The sequence below is a fragment of the Cobetia sp. PDI-12MA genome, assembly GCF_059507695.1.
Window position 1 is genome coordinate 2990964 of sequence record NZ_CM183351.1, and the last position, 23450, is coordinate 3014413.

Here is a 23450-nt window from a genome sequence, read left to right on the forward strand (position 1 = left end):
AATCTGACCCGTGGCAGGGAATCAGAGCCTCACGGCTTGCGGCGGCTCTTGAAGAAGGACACTAGGAACAGCACCAGGAAGATCACGAACAGGACCTTGGCGATGGTCGCTGCGGTGCCGGCGATGCCGCCGAAGCCCAGCACTGCGGCAATGACAGCGACGATCAGAAAGATGATGGCGTAGTTGAGCATGTCAGTTCCTTATGTCATGTGAGAATTGTCGCGGCGGAGTCAGACCCTGACGGATGACACCTCAGGCGCACTCCAGAGTGCTGAAAACGGCGATCAGGAGGCGTGTCAGCCACCTGACTCGTTATTGCCAAGATGGTAATAAACTAAAGCTTTGTCAACATGATGTCGCAGTTCAGTAAAAGAATTTTCCCCAGCCCTTCTGATGGGTTGAAAGCCTGTCCCGTCATCCGCACATCTTGTAATAGGTACACGACAGGCGGCACTCGGTTGACCGCACGCATGCAGCTCGGGCAGGTGATGTTGCTTGTCGGGTGCCGCTTTACACAGCAAAGACCCCCGTTCGGCATCTCGCCGAACGGGGGTCTTTGCTGTGCATCACTCGCGTCATCCCTGACAGTAGAGGGAGATCGATGCCAGGGGTGTCGGTCTACAGTGCGGCGATCAAGGCCTCGGCGTAGGCGACGAGATCAGGCTCGCTCATCACCTCGACGCGGTTCAATCCACTGTCGAGGCTCGCCGGCTGGCCATGGCGAACCAGCAAGGTGCGCGGATAGCCCGCGCCGCCGATGCGCTCACTCAGCTGAGCATGTGCATCGCTGAGATAGACCCCACGGGTCTGCTGCACGCATAAGGTCACCAGTGGCAGACCGCCACGGGCAAGCGCCGCCTCGAAGACAGGCAGTGCCGGGCGCTGACGTTCGGTGCAATCCGGGCACCATTCCGCGACCTGATTGAGCACGAAGGTATCGCCAGCGGCCAGCCGCGCTTCCACCTCGGCCAGGGTGACGTGAGAAGAGATGTCGTTGCTCATGGTTCACCTCAGTACAGGGACGGATCGGTTTTCTCGGGGCGTGTCTTGAAGCGACGGTGCAGCCACAGATACTGCTCGGGATGCTTGCGGATCGCCCCTTCGATGAAGGCGTTGATGCGCGTGGCATCGGCGACGTCATCACCACTTGGGAAGTCGTCCAGCGCCGGCAGATACTCCAGCGTATAGGTACGATTGTCCGGATTGCGGTGGAACATCAAGGGCATCACCGGCGCGCCCGTCATGCGGGCGATCTTGGCCGTCAGCTTGATGGAGGCGGCGTCGATGCCGAAGAACGGCGCGAACACGCTGACCTCGCGACCGAAGTCCTGATCTGGTGAATACCACACGCCATGCCCACTCTTGATGCGACGTACCACACCCCGCAGGTCGTGACGATCGATGGCGGTGCCGAAGATGCCATTGCGCGCACGGGTCATGAAGCGCTCGAACAGCGGGTTGTCGTGGGGGCGATAGACGACATCGGCCGGGAAGAACAGCGAGTGCAGTGCGCCGCCCAGATCCAGAGTCGAGAAGTGGATGCCCACGATGAGCGCCCCCTTACCCCGGGCCATGGCGCGCTCCATGTGCCCCTGCCCCTTGAAGGTCACGCGATCACGCATGTGCTCAGGATCACGACACCAGCCGGTGGCCGTCTCGAAGATACCGATGCCGTTGGCGTGGAAGGTCTTGCGTACCTGACGCGCGCGCTCCGCCTCGCTCCACTCGGGAAAGCACAACTTGAGGTTGGTGTCGGTGATATGACGACGACGCTTGCCGAAGCGCCATGCCAGCTCACCCAGGCCACGCCCCAGCCACAACTTGGCGCACCAGGGCAGATAGGCCGAAGCCTTCATGGCACCGATGCCCAGCCAGGTCAGCCAGTAGCGGGGGTGTGCAAAACTCTCGGGATAGCTCTTCTTGGCCATGACTCTCTCGTTCGACGGGCAACGGCGGCCATTGTAGACCGCGCGAGCCTTGCCGTCAGGTCAGGCGTGCGTATCCAGCGGCTGAGCGCTGGCCAATTGCGCGACATCCTGGTCGTCCGCCACACTGCCAACACCGCCATGGTAGTGTCTGGGCACGCGCGGCAGCAGCCCCGTGAGCAGTGTATAGCTGATGGTATCGCAGCTGGCGGCGACGCGATTGACCTCAAGCCCCTCGCCCCACAGCACCACCCGTGAACCGACTCCCGCCTCGGGCAGGTCGGTGATATCCACCGTCAGCATGTCCATCGACACCTTGCCGGCCAGCACCGTTTCCTGACCATCCACCAGTACTGGCGTGCCATCCACGGCGTGGCGGTCATAGCCATCACCATAGCCGCAGGCGACGACACCGATACGCGTCGGACGCGTCGCCACGAAGCGGCCCGAGTACCCTACCGGCTCGCCGATGGCGATCTCACGCACGGCAATGATGGCCGAAGACAGCGTCATCACCGGCTTCAGACGCCGGCTGGCGTCATTGGCGCCTTCCAGCGGATCTGCCCCGTAGAGCATGATCCCCGGGCGGTTCCAAGCCGCATGCGTCTCTGGCCAGGCAAGCGTCGCCGGTGAATTGGCCAGACACAGCGGTAGCCCCGCATCGGCCGCCAAAGCCGTCACCGCCGCCATCTGCTGCTGGAAGTAGTCCGGTGTCAGGCTATCAGCGCTGGCGAAGTGCGTCATCAGGTGCAGGTCACGCGCCTTGCCACACGCCTCGAGGCGCGCCTTGGCGTCCAGCACCTGCTCCGCCGTGAAACCGAGACGATGCATCCCCGAGTCGAACTTGATCCAGCAGGACAGCGGCTGCGCAAGCTCACTCTGTTCGAGGGCCGCCAACTGCCATTCGCTGTGGATGGCGCACCAGAAGTCATGCTCGGCCGCCAAGGCGTACTCCGCGGCCTCGAACACCCCCTCAAGCAGCACGACCGGATGAGAGATGCCGCCGGCCCGCAGCACCAGCGCCTCCTCTATCGTGGCCACCGCAAAGGCGGGGGCGAGATCCGCCAGTGCCTGCGCGCACGCCACCGCACCATGCCCGTAGGCGTCCGCCTTGATGACGGCCAGGGCGCGCGAATGCGGCGCCAGCTCGCAGGCCAGCTGATAATTATGACGCAATGCATCGAGATCAATATCAGCGCGCAGTGGGCGGGACATGAGGGGACTCCAGAGTGATAGGGGAAGATGACAGACAGCAGAGCAAGCCCCTCAATTATTTGCCATCATCGCCGTCAGGTCACGCTGCAAACCACCAAACTTTCCCCAGATCACCGATAGAAACCACTACCTGTCAAAATAAATACAGGATTTTAGACCAACACCGCCACGAAGCCACCTGCTTCCAGGCCGCGCTGCCCTTGCACGCTGATTTTCGGCGCCTTTCTGGCTAGTCATCACTTGCCTGATGAACACATGCCTGGCGATCAGTGGCCTGACCAATTTATGCCCTCAAACGCATGTTCCCAAAATGCATGCACCCCCGCAGGCAGGGCCTGTGGAGGTGCATGCAGTACGTGGCGACAGCCAGCGCGGAACGATCAGGGCGTCGCGTTTTCCAGCTCGTCGGAGCTCTCATCATTCAGCACCAGTGATACCTGACGATCTGCCTTGAGGCTCTCGTTGAGGTCACGCACGCTGTTGATATCGATGATACCTGCCGCCTGACGCAGGTTGAGCAGATCAAGCACATAGGTGTAACGCGAAGAGGCGTAGTCCGCCAGCGCCTGATACAGGGTCTGCTCGGCGTCCAGCACGTCGACGATGTTGCGCGTGCCGACTTCATAACCGGCGCGAGTCGCTTCCAGTGCACTGCGGCTGGAGACGATCGCCTGCTTTCGCGCCTTGACGGTCAGGACGTCGCTGCGCACCTGACTGTAGAGCGAGCGCACACTCTGGGTGGTGGAGCGCTGCTGGTCGAGCAGGTCGTACTGGCTCTGCTCGAGCAGATGAGTGCTCTGACGTACCTGGGCGGAGGTGCGGCCACCGGTATAGATCGGCAGGGAGGCCTGGATACCGATCTGGTTGTATTCCTGATACCCCCCGGCAGTATCGATGTCGGTTTCATCGTAGGAGTAGGTCGCGAAGGCGCCGACTTCCGGCAGGTGGCCTGCGCGGGAGGTCTTCACATCGCCTCTGGCGACATCGACACCCTTCTTGGCAGCACCGATCAGCGGATTGTTGGACAATGCCATCTCGACCCACTTGCTGCGGCTGGCCGGCACCGGCGCTTCGATCGCCAGATCTTCTTCCAGGCCATCGATGGAATCGTACTGCTGGCCCGTCAACTGCTGCAGGGCCTCGAAGCTGACCTGGAGATCGGCTTCGGCCGCGATGCGCTGGGCGCGCGCATCATCGAAGGATGCCCTGGCTTCCTGCACATCCGTGATCGCGATCAAACCGACCTCGAACTGCTGATTGGCCTGGTCCAGCTGGCGGGAAAAGGCCTTCTCCTGAGCAATACGCGCATCGAGCACATCACGATTGTTCAGAATGGTGAAATAGGCAGACGCCACGTCATAGAGCAGCTGCTGCTGATCGGAATCCAGCAGCAATTTCTGCTGACGGGTGGTGTCCTTGCTGGTCGCGAGCTCATACCAGTCGGCGGCATCGAACAGCTGCTGGTTCACGTTGACCACGATGTTGCTGTCGGTGTAATCGCCCTCGGTGCCGCTCTGGGAATTGCCGGTGACATCGGTACGCGACACGGTCCCCGTGGCAGTGATCTGGGGCAACAGGTCAGCAAGCTCGATACGCTCATTGTCCTCGACGCTCTGATAGAGCGAGCGAGAGGAGGACAGGCTGGCATTGTGGGTCAATGCATCACGGGTGATGTCGAGCAGATTGGCAGCCTGAGCCTGGGTCGCAAAACCCATCGCCAGCACCAGTGGCAGTATGCGAATGTTGGCCATGTATGCGTTGTTCCTGATCAGTGACAGTCGTGACCTGCATGGCGCCTCGAAAGCACCAGGACAAGGTAAAAGGTAGCTCACACATCGGCTGGACTACTGCCTCAGCCCTGCTCAAGCGAGTCGTGAAAAAGTGGCCTTAGTCTAATCGCCACCCATTTGGGCGTCCAGTTAGTTGGCTAACTTTATTGCACGATACAGCGTTTCCAAATTGACAACAATGTCAGGGAGCACCCTGCGCTCGAACGTCAGAACACCCCACTCTGCCAGTATAATGATGACACAATATGAAAACGGCCCACTCAAATCACGAGCGGGCCGTTTTCACTGGCAACCTGCATCAAGGCACCGACAGCCATGACGAGGGTGCCCGCGCATCATTCGAAGATGGATTCGAGCGTCAACCCCTGCTTCTCGAGCATGCGTCGCAGCTTCTTGAGCGCCTCGACCTGAATCTGACGGACCCGCTCCCGCGTCAGACCGATTTCCTCGCCCACTTCCTCCAGCGTCGCGGCTTCGTGACCACGCAGCCCGAAGCGACGCACCACCACTTCCATCTGCTTCTCGGTCAACTCCGCCAACCACTCATCGACATGCGCCTTGACGTCGACATCCACCAGACTGGACTCCGGGCTGGTGTCATTCTCGTCGGCGATCGTCTCGATCAGCGGCTTGTCGCTCTCGCCGCCCATCGGATAGTCGACGGATGACACGCGTTCATTGAGCCCCAGCATCTTCTTGACGGTATCGACCGGCTTGTCCAGGAAGTCGGCGATCTCCTCCGCGGTGGCCTCGTGATCCAGTTTCTGGGTCAGCTGGCGCGCGGCACGCAGATAGATGTTGAGTTCCTTGACGACATGAATCGGCAGACGAATGGTGCGCGTCTGATTCATCAGCGCCCGCTCGATGGTCTGACGAATCCACCAGGTGGCGTAGGTCGAGAAACGGAAGCCGCGCTCAGGGTCGAACTTCTCCACCGCGCGGATCAGCCCCAGATTGCCCTCCTCGATCAGGTCGAGCAGCGACAGACCACGGTTCAGATAGCGCCGCGCGATCTTGACCACCAGACGCAGGTTGGACTCGATCATGCGCTGGCGGCCGGCGGGGTCGCCCGCCTGTGCCAGGCGCCCGAAGTAGACCTCCTCCTCGGGCTTGAGCAACGGGGAAAAACCGATCTCGTTGAGGTAGATCTGGGTCGCATCCAGGCTTTGGTAGTGCTTGCGCTCTTCACGATTCAAGGCGCGTTCGAATGCCGCCTCTTCCGCTTCTGCCTCAAGCGTATCGTCGTCCTCCTCGACATCCTCAAGGGACAACTCAACCTCAGCCTGATCGATATCCTTTTCCAGCATGCTCATGTCGATACCCCGTTGTCTCTGGTCTGGTGCCAGGAACTTGTTGTTGTGGCAGCGGTGGGAATCAGCGTTTAGGCAGGAATTTCAATGGGTCCTTGGGCTGCCCATCCTCGCGAATCTCGAAGTGCAGCTGCGCACGTTCAGCGTCAGTGGCTCCCAGAGTGGCGATGACCTGTCCGGCGTCGATCACATCGTTCTCTGATACACGCAAAGTGTCGTTGTGGGCGTAGGCGCTCAAATAGCGGTCGTTGTGCTTGAGAATGATGAGGTTACCGTAACCACGTACTCCGCTTCCGGCGTAGACCACGATTCCCGGCCCTGCTGCCTTGACAGGTTGCCCCTTTTGACCAGCGATATCAATGCCGCCGGTGACACTCTCGGACTCACCGAACTTGCCGATGATCTCGCCTTGCGTAGGCCACTGCCAGTCAACGTTTTTTACCGGAACATAGGTCTTCTTGGCCGGTGCAGCCTTGGCGGTTTCGCCAGCGACGTTGGCGCCCTTTTCAACCTTGGCAGCCTCATTTTTCACGCTAGCGGCCGCTTTCTCGCGCTCTGCCGCGGCGGCAGCGGCGGCTTGCTCGGCCTTTTCCTTGGCGGCCTTGCGCGCCTCGGCCTGGGCGGCGGCCGCACTGGCAGCTGCCTCGCTGGCCGTCTGGCTGGCTGTCTGACTAGCCGAGCTACTGGCCTGCGCAGCACCGCTGCTGACCTGCTCTGCGCTGTCATTGGCGGCGTTGCGCGCCGTCTCGGCGAGCGCTTCTTCACTGCCTTCCTGGTAGACAGGCCCCAGCCCGGCCGCCGCCGCGGCCCCGGTGGCGGCCGATGACACGCCACTCGAGCCGGTCGTCAGCGACTGGGCCTGGCTGGTGCGCTGTTGCTGCTGAGCCATGGCGGACTCATCCGGCGCCAGCCAGTCCGGCAGTTCGCTGCCGCCGGCGATCGAACCATCGCTGCCCCCGCCCATCGGCGTGGCAACGACGCCACCGCTCGAGGCGACGCTCGTACCGGAAGCGCCCGCCCCACTCGCCGGCAGCTGGGTATTGGGGTCCAGACGCAGCGTCTGCCCCGGCTGCAGGGTGTAGGGCGGATTCAAGCCGTTCATGCGCGCCACATCCCGGAAATCCTGGCCACTCTGCCAGGAGATGCCATACAGGGTGTCACCGCGCTGAACGGTATAGGTGTCGGAGGTGATACGCGCATTGCCGGCGTTGAGGTCCTGAACCTGCGGGCGAGTGGTCGCCGTGCTGCAGGCTGTCAGCGCACCCAGCGCCAGACCTGCCAACGTCAGTTTGATTCCCTTGTCCATCCTGTCACGCATGTTCCTGCTCCTTGCGGGAATTGCTGGAGTCGTCATCCGGGCCGGAGCGTTCTCCGGCAAACCAGACAAGCAATACGCCGGCCAGCATCAGGGCGAGTGCCGCCCACAGCTGGGCAGGCTCACCGGTCACACTGGTGTAGGTATCCGGCATCATGAAGTGGTAATCCAGCGGAACCTGTTCACCCTTGGGCCCCAGACGATAATCGGTGATGGTGCGCCACGGCCACAATACCGGCAGCGAGCCGAGAATGAAGCCCGTCAGCAGCATCAGTGTCGCGGTGTGATGATGACGAAACAACCACGACAACAAACGCGAGAAGGTGAACAGCCCGATGGTGCAGCCGCTGCCAAACAGCACGATCAGCTGCAGATCGAAGCTCTTGATGCCAGTCATCACCGTGCCGTAGAGGCCCATGGTCAGCAACAGGAAGCTGCCGGAAACGCCCGGCAGCAGCATGGCACTGATGGCGATGGCACCGCCGACCACCAGCACCCAGGAGGCATCGGTGGCGGCAGGCAACAGGCTGGGCAACTTGCTGGCCAGCACCAGCCCCAGCGCCAACCACACAAGATACCCGATCCGGAAGGTGGTGATACGCCGCGCGACCACCACCCCGGAGCACACTACCAGCCCGAAGAAGAAGGCATTGAGCAGCAGCGGCTGCGCCTCCATCAACCAGGTCACCAGATGCGCCACGCTGATCAGACTGGCGAAGATGCCAGCGACCAACGGCAGCAGAAAGGCCAGATTCAAATGCTGCCACAGCGCCTTGAAGCCCTGCTCACGCCATACGCCGATGGCGGAGGGGCCGAAGCGCTTGATGGACTCGATCAATTCTTCATAGATGCCGGTCACGAAGGCAATCGTGCCGCCTGATACCCCGGGCACGGCATCCGCCGCCCCCATGCCAGCGCCCTTGAAGAACACGCTCAAAGCTCGTTTCACCTGATCACTCCCTCGAGCAACGGCACGAAGCGCACGGCCTCGAACCGCTGAATATCCTGAGTGTCGCCGACGCGGCGCACTCGTGTCAGCCACTGACGGTCACTGTCGTCCTCGGCCAATGGCACGATCATCACCCCCTGCGGGGCCAACTGCTTCAACAACGCCTGCGGCAGATGCGGTGCGCAGGCGGTCACCACGATCAGATCAAATGCCGAGTCATCGTCCTGCCAACCATGGCCACCATCGGCATGGCGCAACTCGACATTGTCGAGCCCGAACCAGCCAAGGCGTTGAACGGCCCTGGCATGCAGCACGGCGATGCGCTCGAGCGAAGACACCCGAGCGAACAGACGCGCCAGCAGCAATGTCTGATAGCCCGAACCGGTGCCGACCTCCAGCACCCGACACTCTTCGCGCGGGCGCGGTGCTTGCGCCAGGGCAAGCTCCGTCATGCGGGCGTGCATGTAAGGCTGGGACAGGGTCTGCCCCTGCCCCAGCGGCAGGGCGGTATCTTCATAGGCACGGTGCGCCAGCGCCTCATCGAGAAACAGGTGACGCGGCTCACTGGCCATCAGCTCCAGCACCCGCTCATCACGAATGCCGGCATCCTCCAGGCGCGCCACCATGCGGTCTCGCGTGCGCTGGGACGTCATGCCGATACCGCTCAGCTGCGCCGTGTCCGGTCGCCTGAGATGCAAGGGCCCGGCGATTCCCGCTGCGCTGTCTGACTGCGCAAGCGGGAAAGCGTTCTGATACGCGTCCTTCATGGTCTTGATTCATATCCTGTCGAGCGAGGACTTCACAGCGAAATCTTGAGCCTTGCCTGGCGCTGCATCGCTCAGGTCAACGCCTCGAGCCACTGCGCTACATCATGGCGCGCCCCATGGGAGGTGAGGTCCGTCATCAACGGCGTGATGGACACATAGCCCGCCGCGATGGCGGCGAAGTCGGTGTCGTCACCATCATCGATGCCATCGCCGGCCAGCGCGATCCAGTAGCGGGTGCGGCCACGCGGGTCCTTGACCTCGATCGGGGCGCCCGCTGGGCCACGATGGCCCTGACGCGTGACGCGAAAGCCGCGAATCTCGCTCCACGGCACATCCGGCACATTGACGTTGAGCAACGAGCGCGGCGGCAATGCCAGAGTCTCGGCCGCGCCGACGAGGCTCGCCGCCACGCGTCCGGCGGTCTCGAAGTGGGTCTTGCCGCACAGTGACATCGCGATTGCCGACATGCCCAGCGAGCGCCCTTCCATCGCCGCCGCCACTGTGCCGGAATACAGCACGTCATCGCCCAGGTTGGCACCATGGTTGATGCCGGAAATCACGATGTCAGGCTTCTCGTCCCAGACGCCATTGACGCCCAGATAGACACAATCCGCGGGTGTGCCGTCGACGCTGTAGAAGCCGTTCTCCATCGCGGACAGCAACAACGGCCGACTCAGCGTCAGCGAGTTGCTGGCTCCTGAGCGGTCACGGTCCGGCGCGACCACACGAATGCGTGCCTGCCCGGCCAGCGCGTCATGCAGCGCCTTGAGCCCCGGAGCGTGCACGCCATCATCATTGGAAAGCAGAATCCTGCGCATCATCTCACTCCTTTGCGAATCATCGGATAGTCGTCATGTCACCTGACGGCACTACAGCAGCGGGTGGGCGATCAGTTCACGCAACAGGCCCGTCGCGAAGCTGCCGCGCGGCAGATCGAAATGCAGCCAGACGCTGGCCTCACTGCCTTCGGCGTGCGCCTGCTCTGGCGTGATATCCCACTCCAGACGCGGCTTGCCGGGCATCAGGCGCAGCGGACGACGCTCCGTCTTGACGCCGGCCTTCTCGAGCCCCTCGCACAACTGTGGCCAACGCGTGGCCAGGACCTGCTCGAGCTGGGCGACCTGCGCATGAGCCTCCGCACGCCCGGTGCCCCACAGCGGGCCAGTGGGATGAATATCGCCACTCGCCAGACGCTGCGCCAGCGTCTCGGCCGACTCGCTGCCGTCGGTGATGAAGCGTGAGCCCGTCCCGTTGAGCGCAAATACCTCTCCGCTCAACGCCGTCGCCCAGCAATTCGCCTTGAGGCGCGCAGCCAGCACCTCATTGAACAGGAAGCTGCGCGCGGTCGACAGCAGCATGCCGCTGCGGTCATCGCGCTTGCGCCAGCCACGCACCAGCACGGCACGTGCCCGACCGAGATTATGTCCCTGATGACCGAAGCGCTGCGGCCCGAAATAGTTGGGCACACCATCGCGTATCAGCGTCTGCCAGCGCGCCTCGAACTCGGGATGCGCGACGGCCTCACCGCTGACACGCAGCGCGAATCGGTTGCCGCGATGCACGCCCCGCTTGAGCTTGCGCGGATGACGCACGCTGGCCAGCACGCGGACGCCCTTCTCGGCCAACGCATCGCTGAGATCCTGCGGCGCTTCACGCCCCGGCAACCACACGGAGACCCACTGCCGGGTGATCGCCTGCTTGTCCTTGAGACCGGCTACGCCGATATCACGCGGCGCGACCTCGCACAGGCTGGCCAGTTCACGGCACAGCTCATCGGTGGTCAGGCCGCGTTTCTCGACCCACAGCCACTGATGCTCACCGTGGCCTTCGGGCACGAAGTCCATCAGCTCGGTGACCCGGAAGTCCTCGGGCGTGTGGCGGAAGTCGCCTGCTCCCAGCGGGCCGCCATGCGCATGCGGCCAGCGCTGCATCAACTCGGCTTCCTTGACCCACGCCTCGCTGCCCGCAGCGTCCAGTGCCGCCAGCGCCTCGGCAAACAGCGCATTCGCCTCGGGCGACTCAGACATGTCATTCACTTCAGACATGCTCGGCTCCGCCCGCGGCTGGCAGCGCGCCCAGCAGCACCACGGCCTCGGCGGCGATGCCTTCCTTGCGACCGGTGAAGCCGAGCCGCTCGGTGGTGGTGGCCTTGACGTTGACAACCGCCAGCGGCACGCGCAGGTCTTCGGCGATCACTTCCCGCATCGCCTGGATGTGCGGCGCCATCTTCGGCGCCTGCGCCAGCACGGTGAGATCGACATTGCCGACCCCGAAACCGGCGGCATTGACCAGCCCGATCACATGGCGCAGCAGGTCACGGCTATCAGCGCCGGACCACTCGCTGTCGGTGTCCGGAAAATGCTTGCCGATATCGCCCATGGCACAGGCGCCGAGCAGCGCATCGCACAGCGCATGCAGCAGCACGTCACCGTCGGAATGCGCCACGAAGCCATGCTCGTAGGCGATCTTCACGCCCCCGATCATCAGGTGATCGCCATCGCCGAAGCGATGCACATCGAAGCCGTGGCCGATGCGCAGTGCCATCGGCACATGGCCAGCCTGTTGGGGAGAGGTCGCAGATTGCGCGGAGGAAGTGGCAGCAGCGGGTGTTGCAGATTGCTCAGTCATGTCAGGCAGACGTCCGGGGGCTATCGGGAAGCGCCTCGCGCGCGGCCAGCAGCAGGCGCGCCATGGCGAGGTCTTCCGGATGGGTGATCTTGAGATTGTCGCGGGCGGCGGCGACCAGCACGGGGGCACGGCCACAGGCCTCCAGTGCCGAGGCCTCATCCGTGATGAGCGCGGGGTTCTCCCCAAGCGCTTCACGCAGCGCCCGTCGCAACAGGCCCAACGGGAAGGCCTGCGGCGTGAAGGCATGCCACAGGCCGACGCGGGATTCGGTGTGCGCGATGCTCGGCGCACGCTCTTCATCGCCACCGCCATCGCCATGCGGACGCGAGTCGACGGCCGGCGCGGCGCGTTTCATGGTGTCGCTGGCGGGGGCCGCGAGGATGGCGCCATCGGCACTGCGGCGAGCGGTCGCGACCAGCGCATGGATATCGGCTTCGCGAACGCAGGGACGCGCGACATCGTGCACCAGCACGAGGTCATCGTCATGGGCGTGGCGGCTCAGGCAATCCAGGCCCGCCAGCACGCTGTCGGCACGTTCGCTGCCGCCATCGGCGCGCAGCCAGTCCTGCCACGGCACCATCGACGGCGTGAAATAGCTATCGTCGGCGCCCAGCACCAGACAGAGCCCTGCCTCGGGCAGCGCGCGCTTGAGCGTCGCCAGCGTCGCCTCCAGCACGCAGCCGCCGGGCGACAGCTCCAGATACTGCTTGGGCCGGTCGGCCTGCATGCGGCTGCCCACGCCGGCGGCCGGCACCAGATACCACAGACGGGGCTCGCGCGAGGCGTCTGTCGGCATCATGGCGTGATCACCTTGGGCAGCCCGCCTTCCAGGCCCTTGCCCTCCAGCGCACCGTCCGCCACTTCATCGGGTGATGGCGCCTTGCGTTCCGGCACCGCGACATTGGGCACCCACAGGAACTGCTCGTCCTTGCGCACCATGCCGAGGTCATTGCGTGCACGCTCCTCGATGGCCGCCAGACCATTCTTGAGGTCGACCACTTCCGCACCGAGTCGCTGATTGCGGTTGTCCAGCACCGCATCTTCCTTGGACAGCTGCTGCACGCGTGCGCGAATATCGAATAATTCGGTGATGCCATTTTCGCCCCACCACAGCCGATACTGGAGCAGTGCCAGCAGCAGCAGCAGTGAGATATTGATCCATTTGAGCATGGCGATGTCCTTGGCCGTTGCAGCGCGCATTATGCCATCATCCGGGAGCGCGACGCAGGCACTGCCAGCATCCGTTGCCACGCTTGACGCCCCCCTGTCGATCAGGGCCACCTGATGACAGCGCCCTCTCACCCTTCTGCCAGGAGTCATCCGATGTACAAGCTTGCGTTCTTCGTCCCGGAGAATGACGCCGAACACGTCAAGGAAGCCGTCTTTGCCACCGGTGCAGGGCGCATCGGCGACTACGAGGCCTGCTGCTTCGAGACACGCGGCACCGGCCAGTTTCGGCCACTGGCCAGCGCCAATCCGCATATCGGGACCTGCGGCACGCTGGAGCGCGTCGCCGAACTGAAGATAGAGCTGGTATGTGACGATTCGCTCATCGCCGCTGCCGTGGCGGCGCTGCGCGACGCCCATCCCTATGAAGAAGTCGCCTTCGATTGCTGGCGACTGGAAACGTTCTGACCCCGCGTCCCCCGAAGAACGAGGCACGCGAGGTCAGCAATGGCCAGACGATCTAGCTCGCGGGCAGGAAGGTGGTGTTGAAGAAGTGCTCGCGGGCTTCCAGGTCGATCTGCTCGAGATGCAGCGGGAAATGCTCGTCACCCTCGCCGTGGCGGCGATCCTCGAAGTAGCGGCGCAGCGTGACTTCCATAGTCGGGAAGGCCAGCGACTGCCAGGGAACCTCCTCCTCGCTGAACAGCGCCACCTCGAGACTCTCGACGCCCGCCGAGTAGTCGCTGATCAGCTCGGCCCGAAACAGCATGTAGACCTGATTGATATGCGGCAGGTCGATCAACGTATAGAGCCCCTGCAGCTTGACCTCGGCGCCGGCTTCCTCCCGTGTCTCGCGAGCAGCGGCGTCGCTGGTGGTCTCGGCGTTCTCCATGAAGCCGGCCGGCAAGGTCCAATACCCCAGCCGCGGCTCGATGGCACGCCGACAGAGCAACACCCTGCCGTCCTGTACCGGCAAGGTGCCCGCGATGATGCGCGGATTCTGATAATGGATGGTGCCGCAGCTGTCACACAGGTAGCGCAGACGATCATCGCCCTGCGGCACTGCCAGACGCACCGTTTCACCACAGTGACTGCAATAATTCATTCGCTCTCCCATGAAATCTCAAGGCGCCCTTCAGTGACATCCCGTCTCCGCTTCCTCGCTGCGCGGTGGGCCCGGCGGCATGGCAGTCGCCTTGACCGGCAGGACCCTCGCGCCACATGATGGATGACTACGAGGAAACGACATGCTAGAAGCCCTGCGCCAACGCCTGCAAGCACATCACCCCCTCGCGACTGACCACCAGCTGCCACGCGCCGCCGTCCTGATCGCGCTGATCGATCGTCCCGAACCGACGTTGCTGCTGACGCGGCGTGCCAGCCATCTCACCGAGCATCCCGGCCAGGTGGCCTTCCCCGGCGGCAAGGCCGAACCCGATGATAGCAACCTGTTGGCCACCGCGCTGCGCGAAGCCGAGGAAGAAGTCGCGTTGCCGCCCAGCGCCGTGGAGGTCTTCGGCCAGCTGAGCGACGTGATTTCCCTGCACGGCATGCGTGTCACGCCCTTTGTCGGACGCATTCCCGCCGACCTGCCGCTGCGCGCGGACCCCAGCGAGATCGAGCAGATCTTCGAGATGCCGCTGAGCATGTTGCTGAGAGACGAGCGCGAGCATACCGACGTGATCACCGTCGGTGACGAGACCTGGTACGTGCCCAGCTATCGTGTGGCCGACCAGGTACTGTGGGGACTGTCTTCGATGATGCTGGTCGAACTGATGGCCATCGGCTTCGGCCATGCCGTGAGCCTCAAGGCAGCGCCACCGCCCGGTGCCCCGCTGCGCCATCTGCCGCCGCGCCCCGTGCCGCCTCGGCCCTGAAGCTCAAGATCCTGAACTCCTGAGCTACTGAGCTCCTGAGCAGCTGAACCAGACAAGGTGTGTTCCCGCCGAGCGGCTCGCCATTGCCCTGATGGCTTTGCAGCACTGCCATTGCCCCGACGATATTGCACCGACAATGGCACTGGACTATAACTCCTCGCCCACGATGCCACGCCACTTCCCGTTCGGAGCGCCTGATGCCCGCTGCACCTGCACCCGCCCCACTGCTGGACCCTGTCGCACTCAACCTGCTGATCGATGAACTGGTCGAGCATGGCTACAGCGTGCGCCCCGACTTCCTGCCGCGGCAGGTCATCGCTCAGCTCAATGATGAACTGACGGCGCTGGAGACGCGGCAGCAATTGACAGCGGCGGGTATCGGTCGCGGGCGCGAGCATGATCTGCGCCCGGACATCCGTGGCGACGCGATTCGCTGGCTGGACCGCAACTCACGCGCCCAGCGCGCCTACCTGGAAGCGATGAACGTGCTCAAGGATGAGCTCAACCGCGCCCTCTATCTGGGGCTGTTCGAGTATGAGGCCCACTTCGCCCACTATCCGGTCGGCAGCTTCTACAAGAAGCATCTCGACAGCTTTCGCGGCCGCGGCAACCGCCTGATCTCCAGCGTGCTCTATCTCAATGAGGACTGGCCGCGCGATGGCGGCGGCGAGATCGTGCTCTACGACCCCGAGGATGACAGCAGCGAAATGGCACGCGTCACCCCCGAGGCCGGCACCTTCGTGTGCTTCCTCTCCGAGCAGATCCCCCATGAGGTGCTGCCGACGCATCAGGCGCGCGCCAGTGTCACCGGCTGGTTCCGGCGCAACAGCTCACAGGGCAACCTGGTCGATCCCGCACGCTGATTCCCGGGCGGGAAGTCCCGGCCAGACAGGTCTGGACAGCACCGCGCCAGTGGCCCTCAGCCGCGCGCCAGCGGCGCGTCATCGCGTGGCGGCCCCTGCCGCTGCGCGTCCTGCGAGGCCTGCACAACCTGCAATGTTTGCTCATCATTCAAGGCCTGCTCGTCGTGCAGCGCCTGCTCCTCCTTGACCTCGATCTCCTCGAGACTGTCCAGTGAGGCCTCCGTGATCAGCTCCGGCATATCAGCGACCAGCTCACGCGTGACCTCGACCAGCGGGTCATCGGCTTCGGCGTCACGCAGGTGCTCCTCGGCGGCCTCGACCAGTTCAGGCCCGACCACAAGCTCGGTGCCCAGCGGTGTCTGCGGAGCATGGGTCTCGAAGGGCGCCAACGGCTGCGGCGCCGGACGCATCACACGCCGCCAGACAAAGAAGAGCAGCATGCCGCCCCCCATCACCGCCAGACTCAGCGCCATGCCGGGCATCGCGCCCATCTCGGCCATCGGCAGCGATACCGCCGGCGGTGACAGGGTCGACCCCACCGCATTGATCAACAGCAGGCCCTGACTCATCCGCACCAGGGCACCGGCGGGCGCACGGTCGGCGGCATGGCTGACCGCCACCGGATAGAGCGTGAAGGCGGCACCGCCGAGCAGGAACAGCACCGTCAGCTGGGCGATGCCCTCGCGCGCCGGCCCCATCAGCAAGGCGGCGAAGCCGACGATGGCGATCGACAGGATGATCAGCACCTGCTGGCGATCGTGGCTGTCAGACCAGCGGCCGATGGGGTATTGCAGCAGCATGCCGCCGAGAATCACCAGCGCCATGCGCTGACCGATCTCCGCGGTGCTCAGGATACCGCCATCGCCCAACGCCAGAGGCAGCAGGCTATAGATGACCGCCACCACCAGCCCCGAGGCCAGGCAGCCGAACACGCCTGTCGGCGTGATGCGAATCAGGCGCCACGGGCTCAGGGGCTCGGACTGTTCGATCAGCGGCGAGACACGCGGCAGCAGCACCAGCGGCAATACCGAGGCCGCCGCCAGCATCGCCACCAGCATGAAGGCCGCCTCGAGGCTCAGCATGGCAGTCACGCCCAGCAGCAGCTGACCGAGCACCCCCGCGCCATAGAGCACGATCATGTAGAGCGCCAGCAGACGCCCGCGCACAGCGGGATCGGCAGCGCTCAGCAGCCAGCTCTCGATGACCAGATACACCCCGACCAGCGACCAGCCGATCATCATGCGCAGCAGGAACCACACCACCGGGTGATCGCCCAACCCCATGGCCAGAGCCGCGACCGCCACCAGCGAGCCGAAGCCGGCATAGGCGCGGATATGGCCGATGCGCAGCAGCAGGCGGTCGTTGACCAGCGCGCCGAGCCCGAGGCCCAGATAGTAGGCCGAGCTGATCAGGCCGATCGCCTCGCTCGAGACACCGGCGGCAGACAGCCGCAACGGGACCAACGAGGTCAGCATGGCGTTACCGATCCCCAGCAAGGCAAGGCCGAGCAGGGGCGCAAGGGACATCAACAGCAGATGACGGGGCATGACCAGATCCTCGGCCGGCCGCCAGTCAGCGATCAGCCAATGCCGCAAGGTGCGGATATCGTCGGGAGGGGAAGTTTTCCCTGCGTGAATACGTCAAGGCGCGGGCAATATAGTGACAGTCCGCGCCAAATCCAAGCATTTTTGCGTCATTTGGCGACCATGTCTTCTTGCGTGTCGCTGCGCGCTGCCCTGCGCCCTATTCATGCGCTGTCCTGCGCTCTATCCATGCCCTGTTCCACGCCTTGTCCCGCGCCTTGTCCCGCGCCTTGTCAGGCGGATCGGGGCACGCGGAAGATGACACTGTCGTTGGCGACCTGCTCAAGCTCGAGTCCGTGCGTGCGCGCCAGCCAGGCAAAGGTCGCCGGGCTGAACAGGCACACATGCGTCGGATCACGCAGGTAGTGCCAGCGCCTGAGCGCTTCCGGGTCATCCGAGGCGGGCTGCGTCATCACCCCCAGCAGGCCGCCGGGCTTGAGGCAGCGCAACCACTGGCGGAAGACTTCCCCCGGCGCGTAGAGATGCTCGATCACCTCGGTGCTGACGATGAAGTCATGCTGGCGGGTGAGCGCTGCCGGGTTCGGATGATAATAGAGATCGTGCAACGCCATCGGATGGCCCGCCTCCTCGAACATCTGCGCCAGGGCAGGCCCCGGTCCACAGCCGAAATCGAGCCCGCTGGCACCGGCCGCGAGCCGCTCGCACATCGGCGTGAAGAGCTTGGCCAGGAAGCTTCGATAACGCGGGTCTGCCGGGTCATTCTCGTGCTGGTCGTAGATATCCTGCTCTGCCCTGGCATCCAGGCGCTGGGACGGCGCCAGATACAGCAGATGACACTCCGGGCAGCGCAGGTAATCGCGCTCATCGGCGGGTGGGCGCTGACCGGTCTCGGGGCATGGCCTGCGCCGCTGCACCAGGTGCAGTACATGCTGGCTCCGGGGCGCCTCACACAGCGGGCAGACAGTATCTGAAGGCGGATAGGGAACGAGGGAATCAGGGGCTGACATCAGGGCTCCGTGGCTGGGGACACTGCCGGTGGGTGGATGTCACCACACGGCTGGCGGTGACAACTCGGCGCCACGCACGCTACCGCGGCGACACGGGCAATTCAGCAGCAGGTGAACGTATCGCAGGTGGCGACTGTCTGAGTGCTGAATGATACCCCGCGCCAGTGTCTTGCGCCTGCCACGATGGAGCCTGCAGGCACCGCCCCCCTCTGGCACAATGAGCATCATTCGAGTGCGGCACCGCGACACCTGACGATGTCACGGCGCCTGCCTTCGCGTCAGACAGGCGCGATCTTTCACGCCAGACCACCGGAACTTCACGTGTGACGATGGACAAGACTCTCAAGCGGTTCGAACAGGCCATGGAACAGCGCCTGACTCCTCTCAAGGCCAATTCCGTGGCCTGTCTGTGGCAACGACTGTCCGGGATCAGCACCCGCCAGCTCTGGTGGCTGGCGCGCCCGTTGGCGCGTGTGGTGCAGCTGTGCAATCCCCGCGAGCGCCGGGTCACGCGCCAGAATCTGGGCCAGGCCTTCCCGCAGCTCGACAAGCAGGCGCGCGCGCGTCTGGCGAGCGACAGCCTCGCACATTCCACCGCCACCATGCTGGAACTGGGCAAGGTGTGGCTGGGTGATGAAGACGCCGTGCGCGATTCGATTCTCGAGGTCCACGGTCGCAACCTGCTCGACGAGGCGCGTGCCGAGGGGCGCGGCGTCATCGTGCTGGCGCCGCACTTCGGCAACTGGGAAGTGCTCAATTTCTGGCTCTCCAGCCACTTCCCGTTCACCGCCATGTATGAGCCGCCCAAGTTCGAGCGTCTCGACCCGATCATCCGCAACGGCCGTGAACGCATGGGCGCGAGCCTGGTGCCCACCAACTCGCGCGGCGTGGCCGCCTTGCTCAAGGCACTCAAGCGCGCCGAAGCGATCGGCATACTGCCGGATCAGGAGCCGGGTCGTGGCAGCGGCGTCTTCGCCGACTTCTATGGCCGCCCCGCCTATACCGCCACCCTGCTGCCCAAGCTGGTGGCGAGAACCGATGCACGCGTCGTCACCGGTGTCGCCCAGCGTCTGGAAGATGGCCATGGCTTCGCCATCCACTTCCTCGCCGCGGATGAAGGTGTCTATTGCGAAGAGGAAGTCGCCTCGGCACGCGGGGTGAATGCCTCGGTGGAAGCGGCGATCGCCTTGGCGCCGGCCCAGTATCAGTGGGAATACAAGCGCTGGCGCAAGAGCCCGCAGGAAATGGAGCAACAACCGGGCTGGCAGGAATCCCGCTTCTATGCGCGCACCTATTCCTTCTTCTCGCTCAAGGGCTGGCGCCGCTACTTCAAGCATCGCCGCAAGGCCAGCAAGCACGGCTGAGGGCAGCACTGGCGCAACAGGCCATCAGCTCCCAGACTGAATGCGCATGGCTCAATGACAGGAGGCAAGGATGCCGATCGAGACTCACGCCGCTCACCTCACAAGCGCATCGTCCCGTCGCCCCTCACTGTCCCGAGCGGTGTCGACATGCCTGCCGGCAAGCCTGGTGACAGGCTTGCCGACAAGATTGGTCACAGGTGCCGCGGCGGCCTGTCTCGCCTTGTCTCTGCCAGCCCAGGCAGAGACAGGAACTTCCTCCTCACTGTCGCTGATGAGCGCTCAGCAAGTGCCCAGCGATGCCCCAGCGCTCAAGCTGCCTGAGGGCACCACGCTCGAGCGGCTGGCCTCGCTCGACAGTCCACGTATGCTGCATCTCACTGACGCTGGCGAGCTGCTGATCGGCTCGCGGGCCGAGCGTGTCTATCGCGCTCAACTGAGGCCGGACGGCAACCTCTCTGCCGTGAAGACGCTGGTCGAACTGTCGGGCTACCCTCACTCGCTGGTGGTACGCGGCGACAAGCTCTATGTCGCGACCACTGCAGCCTTGCTGGTCGCCGACTATTCACACGGCGAATCTCTCACCCGCGATGACTTTCGTGAGCTGATCGCCCTGCCCGGCGGCGGTGGCCACAACTCGCGCACCCTGAGTCTCGGGCCTGATGGCGGCCTCTATCTGGCGCTGGGCATCCAGGGCAATTGCTCGAATCAATATCTCGCAGGCAGCGAGCAGGGCTACTCCTTCAGTGAACGCCGCGGTGGCGTGCTGCGCCTTGAGGAATCCGGCGATGCCCCGCACTGGCAGCCCTGGGCCAGCGGGCTGCGCAACCCGGTAGGCCTCGCCTGGCAGCCAGGTAGGGAAGATGAGCCACGTCTGCTGGCCACCAACAACGGCCCCGACCACTGGGGCTACGAGCAACCTCGCGAGTTGGTGGTCGCAGCCCGCGAAGGCAGCTTCCATGGCATGCCCTGGTATCAGTGGGTCGATGGCCGCTGGCAGACGGATGACTGCATCACGAGCGATTCACCGCGCGAGCGTGACGAGATTGCGCCGCCACTGGCCGAGGTTCCCGCTCGCAGTGCGCCGATGGGAATCGCGGTGGTACCGCCAGAACATCCATTGGCCGCAGACATGGATGTCGTGGTGGCCGTCCACGGCAGCTGGGGCACGGCTCCCTCCGGCAACGCCGCAGGTGATCCGGCCAGCCGTCGTGAGCCTCGCCTGCTGGGCCTCAAGCTGGCGACGCCAGACACTGAAGCACGCCTGGTGCCAGTGCTGACCGGTCTGCAGGACAGCAGCAGCGGCCAGCGCTGGATTCGCCCGCTCGATGTCCTGTTCGGCCCTGATGGCAGCCTGTACTTCACCTCGGATAGCGGCGCGGCTGGCCTCTATCGCCTCACCTTCGATTGATGGACTGACCTCCAACAGAACGCTCCCTTGAGAAGCGAGGTCTTGGCCCTCTTTCCGGGCCTTCTCTCCAAGCCCTTTGTCCAAGCCTTCTCTCCAAGCCCTTTGTCCAAGCCCCCTCTCCGGGCGCTCTCTCCAGGAGCTGCTTGGCAGAGAGCCCATGAATAGGGCCTATGGCTGCAGTGGTTGCCTGCTGCAGATTCTGAAAACCTGCCGTTCATGCCCCGCCTTCGAATTACAGAAATGTAGTCCTGTATCCTCGCATGCACCCAATGGCCAGCTAGGCATTGTGAGGTCATGGAGCGACACTGGGTCGACGCCAAGCGTTTAATGAACGATGACGCGTTGAGAGAGCGTCTCTCGCTCGTGCATCCAGCCTAAGAACTCCTGCGTATGATCCAACGGATACGCCATCGTCGGAGCCTGCCGCCATGAACCAGCAGCCACCCCCAGCAGCACGGACGCCCGCCAGCCAGGACTCCTTGCCAAGCACATGCACGCACCTGACGCGCGCTCCCTGGCTGAGCATCGTGATGCCGGTGCATGACGAGGCAGCCGGCATCGTGCAAACCCTGATCGCCCTGAATCGCCTGCGCGCGGGAGGGGACTGTGAAGTGATCGTGGTGGATGGCGGTTCGACGGATGGCACCCCCTCACTGGCCCATCCGCTGTGTGATGCCGTGCTGGGCAGTGAGCCGGGCCGGGCACGCCAGATGAATGCCGGAGCCGCGCATGCACGCGGAGAATGGCTGCTGTTTCTGCATGCCGATACCGACTTGCCCGACAATGCGCTGGCATTGCTCAAGGAGGCCGTCACGACGCATCGCCGCAGCGACTGGGGCCGCTTCGATGTCAGCATCAAGGGCGAGTCGCCGTGGTTACCGATGATCGCCGCCATGATGAATCTGCGCTCGCGGCTGACCAGCATCAGCACGGGCGACCAGACCCAGTTCGTGCAGCGCTCGACCTTCGAGGCCATCGGTGGCTTTGCCGACATGCCACTGATGGAAGATATCTGGCTGAGTGCCCAGCTCAAACATCTGACCCCGCCAATGAACCTGACGGCGCGCGTTACCACCAGCGGTCGGCGCTGGGAGACCCACGGCGTCTGGCGCACCATCGTCAAGATGTGGGGACTGCGGCTGGCGGCCTGGTGCGGCGTCTCCCCTGCACGCCTGGCACGCCTTTACGGCTATCGCGCCGCGGCGCAGGCCTGTGAGCAGCGCGGCATGCCCCATGCGTGATGCGGCGTTGCCTACCTTGCCCACAACTGATGCCGCGTCAGAGGTGCGCCCGACCCTCATCATCTTCGGTCGCCTGCCCATCGCCGGCCACTGCAAGACACGCCTGATCCCCGCACTCGGCCCCGAGGGTGCAGCTCGACTCTATGAGCGGATGCTGTGCCATATCGCTGACCAGGCCTGCGCCGCGCGCCTTGGCAAGGTCGTGGTGATGCTGACGCCCGCTGCCGAGCCGTCGAGACAGACACCTGAACAGGCGGCTCTGCAGGTGGCGCTGGAAGCCCGGCTGCGAAGCGTTGTCGACACCTCAGCCGACCTCACCTTCGAGGTACAGCCACAGGGGGACCTCGGTGAACGGATGTCCCGGGCCATGGCCCGACATCTACCCGAGGGGCCGGTATTGCTGATGGGCTCCGACCTGCCGGCGCTGGACAGCCAGCGCCTGCGCGAGGCAGCCCACAGACTGCGCACTCACGACGCGGTCCTGCAGCCCACCGAGGATGGGGGCTATGGCTTGATCGGCCTCAAGGCGCCCTGCCCGCAAGCCTTCCTGCTGCCACGCTGGAGCCACGCCCATGTCTGCCGGGACACCCTGGCGCGGCTGGCACGGGCAGGCAGAACGTACTCTTGCCTGCCGATCAGCTGGGATGTCGATGAGCCGCGTGACCTTGCGCGACTGTCGCGCCACCTGCCGGCGCTCATGGCGGACATTGTCGCTTGAGACTGTCCATGAACCCGCTCGAGGCTCATCACAAGCCCGCTTGAGGCTCTTCACACCTTCGGCAGGCCTCCCAAAGTCGTATGCATTTTTGCTCACACTGCCCTTCTTCTGCGCCGCAGGGCTGTTACACTCGCTGCATCGTGACTCATATGTCACAGCTTGACGGGGTGCCGGTAAGACCGGCTGAGATGTCATGCGCAGGCAATGTCCTTGCGTGAATGACGATCCCGCCGAACCTGATCCGGCTAGTACCGGCGTAGGGATCAAGCGTGAAGCGATGCCACTCGATAACGTCACCACTTTCTCACGGTGACTGTCGGCACCTCCCCCGCTTTTCCCCTGCTCCTGTTCCGGTACTGGCC

At 64.1% G+C, this 23450-nt stretch carries 24 protein-coding genes and 1 riboswitch; of the genes, 7 read left to right on the forward strand and 17 right to left on the reverse strand.

Annotated elements, in window-relative coordinates:
- Positions 1 to 29 precede the first annotated feature (29 nt).
- The 14 genes from AC5WNI_RS12765 to ftsB form a co-directional block, all read right to left on the reverse strand.
- Positions 30 to 191 carry a DUF1328 domain-containing protein gene (locus tag AC5WNI_RS12765; RefSeq protein WP_043331394.1) on the reverse strand — a complete coding sequence of 54 codons (162 nt, stop codon included), beginning with the start codon at positions 189 to 191 and terminating at the stop codon, positions 30 to 32.
- A 427-nt stretch (positions 192 to 618) separates the two neighbouring features.
- A complete protein-coding gene (locus tag AC5WNI_RS12770; RefSeq protein WP_285461243.1) occupies positions 619 to 1002 on the reverse strand; it encodes a TlpA family protein disulfide reductase in 384 nt (127 codons plus the stop codon).
- 8 nt (positions 1003 to 1010) lie between these two features.
- Positions 1011 to 1928 carry an LpxL/LpxP family Kdo(2)-lipid IV(A) lauroyl/palmitoleoyl acyltransferase gene (gene lpxL, locus AC5WNI_RS12775; RefSeq protein WP_495928540.1) on the reverse strand — a complete coding sequence of 306 codons (918 nt, stop codon included), beginning with the start codon at positions 1926 to 1928 and terminating at the stop codon, positions 1011 to 1013.
- A 60-nt stretch (positions 1929 to 1988) separates the two neighbouring features.
- Positions 1989 to 3140 carry an alanine racemase gene (gene alr / locus AC5WNI_RS12780; RefSeq protein WP_495928541.1) on the reverse strand — a complete coding sequence of 384 codons (1152 nt, stop codon included), beginning with the start codon at positions 3138 to 3140 and terminating at the stop codon, positions 1989 to 1991.
- A 380-nt stretch (positions 3141 to 3520) separates the two neighbouring features.
- On the reverse strand, positions 3521 to 4891 hold the full coding sequence (locus AC5WNI_RS12785) for a TolC family outer membrane protein (protein WP_495928542.1): 1371 nt from the start codon (positions 4889 to 4891) through the stop codon (positions 3521 to 3523).
- A 374-nt stretch (positions 4892 to 5265) separates the two neighbouring features.
- Entirely contained in the window at positions 5266 to 6243 is a 978-nt protein-coding gene (gene rpoS, locus AC5WNI_RS12790; protein WP_043331399.1) for an RNA polymerase sigma factor RpoS, read from the reverse strand.
- Positions 6244 to 6304: 61 nt separating this feature from the next.
- Positions 6305 to 7558 carry a peptidoglycan DD-metalloendopeptidase family protein gene (locus AC5WNI_RS12795; protein WP_495928543.1) on the reverse strand — a complete coding sequence of 418 codons (1254 nt, stop codon included), beginning with the start codon at positions 7556 to 7558 and terminating at the stop codon, positions 6305 to 6307.
- Complete coding sequence (locus AC5WNI_RS12800; RefSeq protein ID WP_495928544.1) at positions 7551 to 8504, reverse strand: DUF368 domain-containing protein; 954 nt, start codon at positions 8502 to 8504, stop codon at positions 7551 to 7553. The genes AC5WNI_RS12795 and AC5WNI_RS12800 overlap by 8 nt, the downstream gene beginning before the upstream one ends.
- The gene (locus AC5WNI_RS12805; RefSeq protein WP_254626994.1) at positions 8501 to 9157 is read right to left on the reverse strand and encodes a protein-L-isoaspartate(D-aspartate) O-methyltransferase; all 657 of its coding nucleotides are present in this window, start codon (positions 9155 to 9157) and stop codon (positions 8501 to 8503) included. Before AC5WNI_RS12805 ends, AC5WNI_RS12800 begins: the two co-directional genes overlap by 4 nt.
- A 185-nt stretch (positions 9158 to 9342) precedes the next feature.
- A complete protein-coding gene (surE, locus tag AC5WNI_RS12810) occupies positions 9343 to 10089 on the reverse strand; it encodes a 5'/3'-nucleotidase SurE (protein ID WP_043331401.1) in 747 nt (248 codons plus the stop codon).
- Between the two features lie 51 nt (positions 10090 to 10140).
- Entirely contained in the window at positions 10141 to 11316 is a 1176-nt protein-coding gene (truD, locus tag AC5WNI_RS12815) for a tRNA pseudouridine(13) synthase TruD (protein WP_348994674.1), read from the reverse strand.
- Positions 11309 to 11815: a 2-C-methyl-D-erythritol 2,4-cyclodiphosphate synthase gene (gene ispF, locus AC5WNI_RS12820; protein ID WP_175088667.1), complete on the reverse strand. Its 507-nt coding sequence runs from the start codon at positions 11813 to 11815 to the stop codon at positions 11309 to 11311. The genes truD and ispF overlap by 8 nt, the downstream gene beginning before the upstream one ends.
- Before the next feature lie 85 nt (positions 11816 to 11900).
- Positions 11901 to 12698, reverse strand: a complete 798-nt coding sequence (locus tag AC5WNI_RS12825; protein ID WP_254626982.1) for an IspD/TarI family cytidylyltransferase — start codon at positions 12696 to 12698, stop codon at positions 11901 to 11903.
- Positions 12695 to 13099: a cell division protein FtsB gene (ftsB, locus tag AC5WNI_RS12830; RefSeq protein ID WP_225347115.1), complete on the reverse strand. Its 405-nt coding sequence runs from the start codon at positions 13097 to 13099 to the stop codon at positions 12695 to 12697. Before ftsB ends, AC5WNI_RS12825 begins: the two co-directional genes overlap by 4 nt.
- 123 nt (positions 13100 to 13222) lie before the next feature.
- Between ftsB and AC5WNI_RS12835 the strand changes: the two genes are divergently transcribed.
- On the forward strand, positions 13223 to 13534 hold the full coding sequence (locus AC5WNI_RS12835) for a YqfO family protein (protein WP_166018843.1): 312 nt from the start codon (positions 13223 to 13225) through the stop codon (positions 13532 to 13534).
- A gap of 52 nt (positions 13535 to 13586) precedes the next feature.
- Here AC5WNI_RS12835 and AC5WNI_RS12840 read toward each other — a convergent pair whose 3' ends face one another.
- On the reverse strand, positions 13587 to 14171 hold the full coding sequence (locus AC5WNI_RS12840; RefSeq protein ID WP_175088518.1) for an NUDIX hydrolase: 585 nt from the start codon (positions 14169 to 14171) through the stop codon (positions 13587 to 13589).
- A gap of 142 nt (positions 14172 to 14313) precedes the next feature.
- Between AC5WNI_RS12840 and AC5WNI_RS12845 the strand changes: the two genes are divergently transcribed.
- A complete protein-coding gene (locus tag AC5WNI_RS12845) occupies positions 14314 to 14943 on the forward strand; it encodes a CoA pyrophosphatase (protein WP_175088517.1) in 630 nt (209 codons plus the stop codon).
- A gap of 197 nt (positions 14944 to 15140) precedes the next feature.
- Complete coding sequence (locus tag AC5WNI_RS12850) at positions 15141 to 15806, forward strand: 2OG-Fe(II) oxygenase (RefSeq protein WP_285461233.1); 666 nt, start codon at positions 15141 to 15143, stop codon at positions 15804 to 15806.
- Positions 15807 to 15862: 56 nt separating this feature from the next.
- Here the strand turns inward: AC5WNI_RS12850 and AC5WNI_RS12855 are convergent, their stop codons facing one another.
- Positions 15863 to 17353 (reverse strand): MFS transporter, encoded by a 1491-nt coding sequence (locus AC5WNI_RS12855; RefSeq protein WP_217485786.1) that lies wholly within the window; start codon positions 17351 to 17353, stop codon positions 15863 to 15865.
- 269 nt (positions 17354 to 17622) lie between these two features.
- Entirely contained in the window at positions 17623 to 18357 is a 735-nt protein-coding gene (locus AC5WNI_RS12860) for a class I SAM-dependent methyltransferase (RefSeq protein ID WP_175088515.1), read from the reverse strand.
- 329 nt (positions 18358 to 18686) lie between these two features.
- On the opposite strand from AC5WNI_RS12860, the gene AC5WNI_RS12865 reads away from it, so the two are divergent.
- The 4 genes from AC5WNI_RS12865 to AC5WNI_RS12880 all read left to right on the forward strand — a co-directional run bounded on the left by AC5WNI_RS12865 (position 18687) and on the right by AC5WNI_RS12880 (position 23088).
- Positions 18687 to 19721 (forward strand): lysophospholipid acyltransferase family protein, encoded by a 1035-nt coding sequence (locus tag AC5WNI_RS12865; protein WP_254626981.1) that lies wholly within the window; start codon positions 18687 to 18689, stop codon positions 19719 to 19721.
- Positions 19722 to 19992: 271 nt separating this feature from the next.
- A complete protein-coding gene (locus AC5WNI_RS12870) occupies positions 19993 to 21129 on the forward strand; it encodes a PQQ-dependent sugar dehydrogenase (RefSeq protein ID WP_254626980.1) in 1137 nt (378 codons plus the stop codon).
- Positions 21130 to 21608: 479 nt separating this feature from the next.
- Positions 21609 to 22370, forward strand: a complete 762-nt coding sequence (locus AC5WNI_RS12875; RefSeq protein WP_254626979.1) for a TIGR04283 family arsenosugar biosynthesis glycosyltransferase — start codon at positions 21609 to 21611, stop codon at positions 22368 to 22370.
- 16 nt (positions 22371 to 22386) lie between these two features.
- Complete coding sequence (locus AC5WNI_RS12880; protein WP_175088512.1) at positions 22387 to 23088, forward strand: TIGR04282 family arsenosugar biosynthesis glycosyltransferase; 702 nt, start codon at positions 22387 to 22389, stop codon at positions 23086 to 23088.
- 153 nt (positions 23089 to 23241) lie between these two features.
- Positions 23242 to 23368, forward strand: a riboswitch (TPP riboswitch).
- Positions 23369 to 23450: the final 82 nt, after the last annotated feature.